Annotated in this window: 6 protein-coding genes, 1 tRNA gene and 1 pseudogene; 4 read left to right on the top strand and 4 right to left on the bottom strand. The window is 59.8% G+C overall.

What is annotated here, in order from left to right; genetic code table 11:
• Nucleotides 1-311, top strand: a pseudogene (locus HMPREF3098_RS00610) (hypothetical protein); the annotation flags it as partial.
• A 172-nt stretch (nt 312-483) separates the two neighbouring features.
• Here the strand turns inward: HMPREF3098_RS00610 and HMPREF3098_RS00605 are convergent.
• A tRNA-Leu gene (locus HMPREF3098_RS00605) sits at nt 484-560 on the bottom strand.
• Between the two features lie 229 nt (nt 561-789).
• Between HMPREF3098_RS00605 and polA the strand changes: the two genes are divergently transcribed.
• A complete protein-coding gene (polA, locus tag HMPREF3098_RS00600) occupies nt 790-3384 on the top strand; it encodes a DNA polymerase I (RefSeq protein WP_070433607.1) in 2595 nt (864 codons plus the stop codon).
• Between the two features lie 176 nt (nt 3385-3560).
• Here the strand turns inward: polA and HMPREF3098_RS00595 are convergent, their stop codons facing one another.
• Complete coding sequence (locus HMPREF3098_RS00595) at nt 3561-4523, bottom strand: DUF368 domain-containing protein (RefSeq protein WP_070433606.1); 963 nt, start codon at nt 4521-4523, stop codon at nt 3561-3563.
• Between the two features lie 319 nt (nt 4524-4842).
• Here HMPREF3098_RS00595 and rpsA point away from each other — a divergent pair, with 319 nt between their 5' ends.
• Nucleotides 4843-6309: a 30S ribosomal protein S1 gene (gene rpsA, locus HMPREF3098_RS00590; RefSeq protein ID WP_035113355.1), complete on the top strand. Its 1467-nt coding sequence runs from the start codon at nt 4843-4845 to the stop codon at nt 6307-6309.
• 342 nt (nt 6310-6651) lie between these two features.
• On the opposite strand, the gene HMPREF3098_RS00585 is transcribed toward rpsA, so the two are convergent.
• Both HMPREF3098_RS00585 and HMPREF3098_RS00580 read right to left on the bottom strand, forming a co-directional pair.
• Nucleotides 6652-7563 (bottom strand): MaoC/PaaZ C-terminal domain-containing protein, encoded by a 912-nt coding sequence (locus tag HMPREF3098_RS00585; RefSeq protein WP_070433605.1) that lies wholly within the window; start codon nt 7561-7563, stop codon nt 6652-6654.
• Nucleotides 7564-7628: 65 nt separating this feature from the next.
• A complete protein-coding gene (locus HMPREF3098_RS00580) occupies nt 7629-8975 on the bottom strand; it encodes a 3-oxoacyl-ACP reductase (protein ID WP_371440927.1) in 1347 nt (448 codons plus the stop codon).
• Nucleotides 8976-9128: 153 nt separating this feature from the next.
• Between HMPREF3098_RS00580 and HMPREF3098_RS00575 the strand changes: the two genes are divergently transcribed.
• Nucleotides 9129-10445 (top strand): acetyl-CoA C-acetyltransferase, encoded by a 1317-nt coding sequence (locus HMPREF3098_RS00575; RefSeq protein ID WP_035113353.1) that lies wholly within the window; start codon nt 9129-9131, stop codon nt 10443-10445.
• The last annotated feature ends 16 nt before the right edge of the window (nt 10446-10461 follow it).

The following is a 10461-nucleotide window of genomic DNA, read 5'->3' as shown; positions in this document are numbered from 1 at the left end:
CGGAGCGGGTTACGCTGCAGGGCTGGGAAGGGGAGCTGAATGAACACAATTTCCCCCAACCTGTCTTTTTGGTTTTTCGTGCCGGAGCTGCACAAGGCGAGAAACGTAAGGAAGATGGGTTGGACCCAGAGATTCTGGGTGCTTTCGTTTCTCGTGTAGCCGCCGAAGCAAAGGTTGAGGCACTTAACAAGCAGCACTGTCACGGAAGCATGAAAAATTTCGAGGTTTATAAGTTTCACATCTGGGAGTTGCAATTCGGTTGGCTCGCAGAACCATACAGGCACAACGGCCCACCGGTTCCGAAGTACTAATGCCCAGGTAGGGACATGGCAACACTTGGCCAGGCCGGTGCGGGGCAAGAGGTTCCTTCGTGGGACTCTTTCACCGTCCATCCGGTGGTTAGATAGTTTTCGCCAGTACCTTGTGCACCCACTGAAGCGCCGTATGGATCAGTGAATGCAAATACCCCCGCGCTGACATATGTGGTGCCCCAGGTGAGACTCGAACTCACACTGGACGGGTTTTGAATCCGTTGCCTCTGCCAATTGGGCTACTGGGGCGCGCACCACCACAGTGATGCAAGTGCACCGGACCGAACCGGTGTACCCAGCGAGATTACAACAATGTCATCGAGGGAACAAAATCCAACCCGAACGAGCGGGTGGGCGAGGCGCCCGGGGAGGAGCGCAACTGCGGGGGATGAGGGCGTCGGGAAGAAAAGAAAGAGCCCACGAGCCACCGAAGTGACCGCACCTCGGCGATGTCCGAGCCTCCGTTAGAGTAGGGAGCATGACTAAAGGCAAGCTGCTTCTTCTCGATGGCCACTCCCTAGCCTTCCGCGCGTTTTACGCACTTCCCGCCGCGAATTTCTCCACCACCGGCGGCCAGCACACCAATGCGGTGTACGGATTCCTTGGCATGTTCTTGGGGCTGATTGAAAAGGAGCAGCCCACCCACGTGGCAGCCGCCTTCGACCTTTCGGGCCCCACCTTCCGCGAAGAGCACTTTCCGGAGTACAAAGCCCAGCGCCCCTCCACACCACCGGAGTTCAAGGGCCAGATCACGCTGATCCGCAAGGCTCTCGAAGCCCTCGGCATCACCACCCTAGATAAGGAGGCCTACGAGGCCGATGACATCATCGCGACCCTTGCCACGCGCGGCGACAAAGAGGGCATGCAGACCCTCATCTGCACGGGTGACCGTGATTCCCTCCAATTGGTCAACGAGGACATCACTGTCCTCTACACACTCAAAGGCGTATCGGACCTGCACCGGTTTACCCCCCAGGCCGTTGAAGAAAAATACGGCGTGACCCCGCAACAGTACCCAGATCTCGCGGCCCTGCGCGGTGATACCAGCGATAACATGCCCGGCGTGCCCGGCGTGGGCCCCAAAACCGCCCAGAAGTGGATCACGCAATGGGGCAGCCTGCGGGGGGTAATCGATCACATGGATACGATCAAGGGCAAAGTCGGGGAGAACCTGCGGGCGAACATCGACAACGTCACCCTAGCCCGCGAGATCACCGAAATGGTGCGTGACCTGGACCTCGTGGACGACCTCGACGACCTCCGCCCCAAGCACATCGAAGCCAGCGAAGCACTGGCGATCTTCGAGGAGCTGCAGTTCGGCACCAACCTGCGCAGCCGCACCTTCCGCATCCTCGGTGTGGAGTTCGAGGACACCACGGTCTTGCCCATCACCCGCGAACACCTCGACCGCGGAAAACTCGCCCAATGGCTGAAGAAGCGAGCCACGGGAACCTCCCGGGCGCTCGCCGTCGACATCGACGGTGAACGACTGACGGTCCTCGATGGGGACCACGTTGGCGTCGAGCTAGATTTGGCGGACCTGGACCCCAAGGACGAGAAAGCCGTACGAACCTGGCTGGCCGACCCCGCTGCGCCTAAGTGGTTCCACGATGCCAAGAAAGCATTCCACCAGCTGGCGGCACAAGGGTTGGAACTCGACGGGGTGGAGCACGATGCCTCCATCGCCGCGTACCTCTTGCGCCCCGACGTGCGGATCTCCGACCTCGGCGACATTCTGCAAAGCCAAGCCGGCCGCGAACTGCCCCCGAGGGCCGACGGGTTTGATCGCGCCCAGGCCGTCCGTGATCTCGTGAAAGTTCTGACGGAAAAGCTGGCCATCGCCAGCCAGGAGGAACTGTATTACGACCTCGAGGTCCCGCTGTGCCTGATCCTGGCGCGGATGGAGCACGAAGGCATTGCAGTGGACGGCGAGCAGCTGCAGGAACTTTCCGATGACTATGCAGCCAAAATCGACGAAGAAGTCGCAGCCGCCCGCGAGCTGGCGGGGGATTCCAAGCTGAACCTCTCCAGCCCCAAGCAGTTGCAAAAGGTGTTGTTCGACGACTTCGACCTGCCCAAGACCAAGAAGACCAAGACCGGGTACTCCACCGCCGCGGCTGAACTGGAGAAGCTCGCCGCCCAGAGCAACCACCCGTTCCTCGCGCACCTCATGGCGCACCGCGAATACCAGAAGATGAAAACCACCATCGACGGGCTCATTGAGGCCATCGCCGATGACGGGCGGATTCACACCACGTTCAACCAAAAGGGAGCGGCGACTGGGCGCCTGTCTTCCTCCGAACCGAACCTGCAGAACATCCCCGTGCGTACCGAGGCTGGCCGGCGGATCCGAGCGGCCTTCCACGCCGATTGGGGCGAGGCCCTGCTGACGGCCGACTACTCGCAGATTGAGATGCGTGTGATGGCCCACCTGTCGCAGGATGAAGGCCTGATCGAGGCCTACAAGTCCGGCGAGGACCTGCACAATTACGTCGGTTCCCGCGTGTTCGACGTGCCCGTGGACCAAGTCACCCCGGAGCTCCGCCGCCGCGTGAAAGCCCTGAGCTACGGCCTCGTCTACGGCCTCAGCGCGTTCGGGCTGTCCCAGCAGTTGGGGATCTCCGCCGGCGAGGCCAAGGTCATCATGGAAAACTACTTCACCCGCTTCGGCGGGGTGAAGCGCTACTTGGACGAAGTTGTGGAACAGGCCCGAACTACCGGTTATACGGAAACTCTTTATGGACGACGCCGCTATCTTCCCGAACTCAACTCCTCCAACCGGGTCGCGAGGGAGAATGCCGAACGCGCAGCGTTGAATGCCCCGATCCAGGGAACAGCAGCCGACATCATCAAGTTGGCGATGCTTCGCGTGGACCGCGCGATTCGGGAGCAGGAATTGAAGTCCCGCGTTCTGCTGCAAGTGCACGATGAACTAGTGGTGGAGGTCGCCAAGGGCGAATTGGACAAAGTGGGTGAACTCATGCAGCGCGAGATGGATGCGGCAGCTCGCCTGCGGGTGCCGCTCGAGATCAGCGCGGGGCACGGCACAAATTGGGATGCGGCTGGCCACTAGGGTGGCAGGTCGCTGCCAGTGTGCCAACGGGCCTGCGAGGGGTGTCCACGAGGGGGTGCCGCCTGCTGCACAGTTCGCCGATTACTGCGCTGCCTGCCGACTGCTGCATAGTTCACCGGCTACTGTGCTGCCTGCCGGCTGCTGCGCTGCCTGCCGACTGCTGCGCTGACTGCCGATTACTGCGCAATGCTGCCCTCCTTGCGGTCGGCAGCGTGGTCGTACACGTGATCGTCGGGCGTGTCTTGGCCAAACCTCCGCTCGACGAAAAGCATCACCAGGACGGCTAGTGCGCCCACGGCCATGAGCCCCACGTGGGTCCAGAGGTCACCGCTGGGGGATTGCAGCGTGGCGTCGGAATCCTGCCAAGGCCACAGCGCCCGCAAAGAGCCCAACATCAGGCCAGCCATCACTGACAGTGTCATAGTGCGGTGGCGGGTGAGGAGCTTTTCCAGAGAACGAACGAAAAGCACAATGCCGGTCAGCGCGCCGGCGGCAAAAACGGCGATATAAGTGAGATCGCGGTCCGATACGGCGGCCAGAGTGGCGCTATACAAACCTACTGCCAGCAGGAAGAACGAGCCCGATACACCCGGAAGAACCAATGCGCAGATCGCTACTGCGGCCGCGCAGTAGACGATCAGCAAGTTCGGATCAGATTGGGGTGCGGACGTGATACCCGTGAGCAAAAACGTAGCAACGGCCGCGACGAGGGCGGCGATAGTTGCCGGCAGGTACTTGGGCTTGAGGCAATGGGACACGATCTGGCGCAGTGGCGCGATCATCGTCAACGGCACCGAAATGGAGACCAAGACCATGCCGAAGAACAAGGCGCGTGACGCCGATGGGTGATCGGAGACGAAGCTTTCCATCACGCCGGACATCGTGACGACAACTGCGCCCATGCCGAGCAGCAACGGGATAAGTAGGAGCCAATCGAGGCGACCGAAGAGGCGCATAGCCTCCGGGCGATTACTGGGCAGGGTTTTGGCGGCGTCCAAAAAACGGTTAGCGTTGAACAGTACGCGTTCGTAGATGCCGGTGACGAGGGCGATGGTGCCGCCGGATACGCCGGGAACGAGCTCTGCCATTCCTACGAGGCCGCCGCGGATAAGGTTTGCGATTATTTCGAAAATCTTCATCGCATTGAACTTTAGGCACTTTTTCGACAGATGGCCAAAAGTGATAGCGCGGTTCGGATAGCCTGTTTGCGCATGTCGACAGCCTTGTGTACTCTAATCACCGTTGTGTGTCTGGTGAGGGTGATCACGTCACCACTTCACGTCATGAACTCCGAACGGGCCTCATGTTACTCGAGTTAATCGTGTGACAGCTGGGTTTAGGTAAATGGCGGGGAGTGGGCCGGATAATCCACGCTAAGACTGCAGGTCAGGCGGAAAAATCCGCTTGGCGAAGAACTGTCCATCCCTATATTTGATCCGTTTCGGAGAATTTAACCGTATGCCCACCAACAACGTCCCTCAGGTAGCCATCAACGATATTGGCTCCGCTGAGGATTTCCTCGCCGCTGTCGATTCCACCATCAAGTACTTCAACGATGGTGACATTGTCGAAGGCACCGTCGTCAAGGTTGATCACGATGAAGTCCTGCTGGACATCGGATACAAGACCGAGGGCGTAATCCCTTCCCGTGAACTGTCCATCAAGCACGATGTCGACCCAGGCGAGGTCGTTGAGGTCGGCGACGAGATCGACGCACTTGTTCTCACCAAGGAGGACAAGGAAGGCCGCCTCATCCTGTCCAAGAAGCGTGCTCAGTACGAGCGCGCCTGGGGCGCTATCGAGGAGCTCAAGGAGAAGGACGAGCCCGTTACCGGCACCGTTATCGAGGTCGTCAAGGGCGGCCTGATCCTGGATATCGGCCTGCGCGGCTTCCTGCCCGCTTCCCTCGTCGAGATGCGTCGCGTTCGCGATCTGCAGCCTTACATCGGCCAGGAGATCGAGGCAAAGATCATCGAACTGGACAAGCACCGCAACAACGTTGTGCTGTCCCGTCGCGCATGGCTCGAGCAGACCCAGTCCGAGGTTCGGTCCGAGTTCCTGCACCAGCTGCAGAAGGGCCAGGTCCGCAAGGGTGTCGTATCCTCCATCGTCAACTTCGGTGCATTCGTTGACTTGGGTGGCGTAGACGGCCTGGTTCACGTTTCTGAGCTGTCTTGGAAGCACATCGACCACCCATCTGAGGTAGTTGCCGTCGGCGACGAAGTCACCGTTGAGGTTCTGGACGTCGACTTGGATCGCGAGCGCGTTTCCCTGTCCCTGAAGGCAACTCAGGAAGACCCATGGCGCGTATTTGCCCGTACCCACGCGATCGGTCAGATCGTTCCGGGCAAGGTCACCAAGCTGGTTCCATTCGGTGCGTTCGTTCGCGTCGAAGAGGGCATCGAGGGCCTGGTTCACATCTCCGAGCTGGCAGAGCGCCACGTCGAGGTTCCAGACCAGGTTGTTGGTGTTGGCCAGGACGCTATGGTCAAGGTCATCGACATCGACCTCGAGCGTCGTCGTATCTCCCTGTCCCTCAAGCAGGCTGACGAAGATTACACCGAGGAGTTCGACCCATCCAAGTACGGTATGGCCGATTCCTACGACGAGCAGGGCAACTACATCTTCCCAGAGGGCTTCGACCCAGAGACCAATGAATGGCTCGAGGGCTTCGATGCTCAGCGGCAGGAGTGGGAATCCCGCTACGCAGAGGCAGAGCGCCGCCACCGTCTGCACACCGCTCAAATCGAGCGTAACCGTGCCGCTGCTGCTGAGGCTGCAGCCAACGGTGAGGGCGGATACTCCTCCGAGACCGCTGCAACCGAGACCGCTGCAGCTACTGAAGCTCCATCCGACGCCGGAACCCTGGCTTCCGATGAGCAGCTGGCTGCTCTGCGCGAGAAGCTCGCCGGCGGCGCTGAGTAAGAACCCGGCGGCGCTGAGTAAGAACCCAGCGGCGCTGAGTAAAAACCCAGCGGGGTTGAGTAGGAACCCAGCCCTTTTGGGAGTGGCCTAGATTCCGAGTAGGTCGCGATTCCGTTCAGCGCCCTGCAGTATTGAGTAACTAGTATTAGCTAGGCTCTAGAATCTGAAAGCACCCACCTTGTGTGGGTGCTTTTGGCATTGTCGATGCGGCGATAGCCTAACTCGGGCAAAGGAAAAGTCCTCAATTGATGGCCATCAATTGAGGACTTTTTCAGGCAGCACGCCTTCGACCAGAAACCGCGCTCCGCTCTACGTTCATTGGGGAAACACGCGCTCAGGGAGCTACAGAGCTTCGTAGCGCCCCACAGCGTGGAACTTATCCAGCTTGTTTGCACTGCGTACCTGTAGATCCCATGCGCCACCGTTGTTCTCGGTGAACACCGCAACCTTTGCCGGCAAGATCACTGGCTTCGCGAACTGCACAGTGAAGCGGCCCGCCTTCGGCAGCTGACCCTCCAGCACGCGCAGCATCGTCGCCGCGGTCCACATGCCGTGCGCGATGGTCTTCGGGAAACCGAAGGCCTTAGCACCCACGCTAGAAACGTGGATCGGGTTCTTGTCGCCCGAGGCCTCCGCGTACTCCTTGATGTCCGAGGGCGTCACACGGATAGTGGCCGTCGGGCGTGGCTCCTCCAGATCACCTGGCTGTGGCAGCACGTAGCCGTTGGTTGGCTCTTCCTTCGCGTCCTTGAGCTTCTTGCCCAGCGCCAGCATGGTGGAGCTCTGTTTCCAGACTTCTTCGCCCGCGACGGACACAGTGGTTTCCATGTCCAGCAGAACACCCTTGTGGTGCGGACGAACGCCAGCGGTGTGCACGCGGAAATCCAGTTCATCTTCCACGGTCAGGGGGCGAGTCTGCTCAATCACGTTGGTTAGGTGGACCAACCCAACAGCGTTAACAGGGAAGTCCTTCGCACCGAAGACTTTCATCATCAGCGGGAAGCCCAGGACATAGGGGTACGTGATAGGTAGCTCATTGGTCAGGCGCAGACCCGTAGCAGCGTTGTATTCCGCCAAATGCGCAACATCCACCTTTACCCCCTTGACCTCGTAACCGGTCTGGGGAGTGGAGTTCACATTGCGCTTAGCACCTACAACTGGCAGCAGATCCTTTGCTGCGCTGCGGTACTCTTCCATGAGCACCGGGATCTTCGGCAGCTGCTTGTACGTCACATTCTGATTCGCTTGAGTCATTAAAACGCTCCTTTAAGCGTGATGCTCCGGAACAAAAACCCGAAGCGTGATTCCGCTGATATCGCTTAGGCACCCATCATCGCCTGGCCGCACACGCGGACCACGTTGCCGGTGACGGCCTGGGATGCTGGGGAGGCGAAGTATGCGATTGCCTCGGCGACGTCCACGGTCTCGCCACCCTGCTGCAAAGAGCTCAGCAGACGGCCACCCACACGGGTGCCGAATGGGATAGCAGCGGTCATCTGGGTTTCGATGAAGCCCGGGGCAACAGCGTTCACGGTGATGCCCTTAGCCGCTAGCTTCTCGGACAGGGAATCGACGAGGCCGATCACGCCGGCCTTGGTAGCGCCGTAGTTGGTCTGGCCGCGGTTGCCGGCAATACCTGCGATCGATGCCACGCCGACCACACGACCGTTGTCAGCCAGGCCACCGTTTTCCAGCAGCTTCTCGGTGATGCGTACAGGAGCGACCAAGTTAACGGCCACAACGGAATCCCAGCGACCCTCATCCATGTTGGCTAGCAGCTTATCGCGGGTGATACCAGCGTTGTGGACGATGATGTCGATTGGGCCGCCGTGTCGAGCCTCAGCGTGCTCCTTCAACTTGTCAGCTGCATCGGCGGCAGTGACATCCAGTGGCAAAGCAGTGCCGCCAACCTTGTTAGCGGTCTCCGTCAAGCCCTCGCCAGCTGCTGGAATATCCACGCAGATGACCTTCGCGCCATCGCGAGCCAGAACTTCCGCAATGGTCGCGCCAATGCCACGAGCGGCACCGGTAACCACGGCGATCTTGCCCGTGGATGGCTTTTCCCAATCAGCCGGTGCGGTAGCGCCGGACTCGTCAACGCGGATGACCTGGGCGTCGACGAAGGCAGATTTACCGGAAAGTACGAAGCGCAGGGTGGATTCCAAACCAGCCAAGGTGTCGTCAATCTTGGGGGAGACGTAAACCAGCTGAACCGTGGCGCCACGCAGCAGCTCCTTACCCACAGAACGAGTGAAGCCCTCCAGAGCGCGCTGGGCGATGCGTTCGTCGGTATCTTCAACAAGCTCAGGGGTGGTGCCGATGACCAGCAACCGAGCGCAGGGCTGCAGCTGGCGCATCACGGGGTGGAAGAAATCGTAAAGCTGGCGAAGGTCTTCGGGGTTCTTGATGCCGGTGGCGTCGAACACCAAGCCCGCGTATTTGTTGTCGCCGACGGTGGTGGTGACTTTGTAGTCATCGGCGAGGATCTGCTGGATCTGGTTGACCAGTCGTCCGGAACCGCCTAGCAGAACACGGCCGTCGAGCGCTGGCTCACCTGGTACGTAACGGCGCAGCTTGGTTGGAACGGGAATACCGACCTGCTTGGCGATGGTCTTTCCGGCATTCGAGTTGATGAACTTCAGATAAGCATCAGGGTTGGAAGACAATTCCTGTGACTCCTTTGTGACTAGCATTATTCCCAAACCGCCTTCGCGGTCTCCGGGAACTGTGTATGTTCTCATGTATAACCCTACGGTGGTTTTCGTCACCGTGTGGCAAATTGACCACGAAACCCCATATTTAATTGGAGTGAAAGAACTATGACTGCAGGTACCCCACGTAAGGTCGCCATCCTCGGCGGCAACCGCATCCCATTTGCGCGTTCCAACAAGGAGTACGCAAATGCATCCAATCAAGATATGTTGACTGCTGCGCTCGACGGCCTCGTCGCACGCTACGGTCTGCAGGGCGAAGAGCTCGGCTTGGTTGTCGCCGGCGCCGTGCTGAAGCACGCCCGTGATTTCAACCTCACTCGCGAGACCGTCATGGGTTCCGCGCTGTCTAACTACACCCCGGCTTTCGATCTTCAGCTCGCCTGCGGTACCGGTTTGGCAGCGCTGGTGCAGGTTGCAGACGCCATCTCCCTGGGCCGTATCGAGGCTGGTATCGCTGGCGGTGTGGATACTACTTCCGACGCCCCGCTGGCAGTGAATGACACTCTGCGCAAGACTCTCATCAAGATCAACAACGCGAAGACCACCGGTGAGCGTCTGAAGTTGGCCGGTTCCATCCGCCCGGCTCAGCTGGCTCCGGAGCAGCCTTCCAACGGTGAACCACGTACGGGCTTGTCCATGGGCGACCACGCTGCGATCACCGCTCGCGAGTTCAACCTGACCCGCGAGGAGCAGGACCAGCTGGCAATGGAATCCCACCAAAAGCTGGCGAAGGCATACGAGGAGGGCTTCTTCGAGGACCTCATTACCCCATTCTTGGGCGTGCAGCGCGATACCAACTTGCGCCCGGATTCCAACATGGAAAAACTGGGCAAGCTCAAGCCTGTTTTCGGCAAGCGCGATGCAATCGAACACGGCACCAAGGCCACCATGACCGCTGGAAACTCCACCCCGCTGACCGACGGTGCTTCCGTTGTGCTGGCAGCCTCCGAGGATTGGGCAAAGGAGCACAACATTCCAGTGCGTGCATACTTAGTTGATTCCGAGGTTGCATCTGTGGACTTCCTGCAGGGCCACGATGGTATGACCCCTGACGGACTGCTGATGTCCCCAACCTACGCAGTTCCACGCATGCTGGAGCGCAACGGTCTGACCTTGCAAGACTTCGACTTCTACGAGATCCACGAGGCATTTGCGTCTCAGACCATCGCCACCCTCAAGGCGTGGGAATCCGAGGAGTACTGCCGCGAGCGTCTGGGCCTAGACAAGCCTCTGGGATCCATCGACCGTGCCAAGCTCAACGTCAAGGGATCCTCGTTGGCGGCAGGTCACCCATTCGCCGCTACCGGTGGCCGTATTATCGCCACCACCGCCAAGCTGCTGGAAGAAAAGGGCAGTGGCCGCGCGCTGATCTCCATCTGTGCTGCAGGTGGCCAGGGCGTTGTAGCTATCCTAGAGCGCTAGAAGCTCAGGCACTGCG

The organism is Corynebacterium sp. HMSC28B08 (assembly GCF_001806865.1).
Lineage (GTDB): Bacteria > Actinomycetota > Actinomycetes > Mycobacteriales > Mycobacteriaceae > Corynebacterium > Corynebacterium auriscanis.
This window is presented reverse-complemented; position numbering and strand designations above follow the sequence as displayed.

Excerpts from the sequence above, each read along its gene's own strand:
- HMPREF3098_RS00575 (WP_035113353.1), top strand. The coding sequence starts at position 9,129 with ATGACTGCAGGTACCCCACGTAAGGTCGCCATCCTCGGCGGCAACCGC.
- HMPREF3098_RS00595 (WP_070433606.1), bottom strand. The coding sequence starts at position 4,523 with ATGAAGATTTTCGAAATAATCGCAAACCTTATCCGCGGCGGCCTCGTA.
- polA (WP_070433607.1), top strand. The coding sequence starts at position 790 with ATGACTAAAGGCAAGCTGCTTCTTCTCGATGGCCACTCCCTAGCCTTC.
- rpsA (WP_035113355.1), top strand. The coding sequence starts at position 4,843 with ATGCCCACCAACAACGTCCCTCAGGTAGCCATCAACGATATTGGCTCC.
- HMPREF3098_RS00585 (WP_070433605.1), bottom strand. The coding sequence starts at position 7,563 with ATGACTCAAGCGAATCAGAATGTGACGTACAAGCAGCTGCCGAAGATC.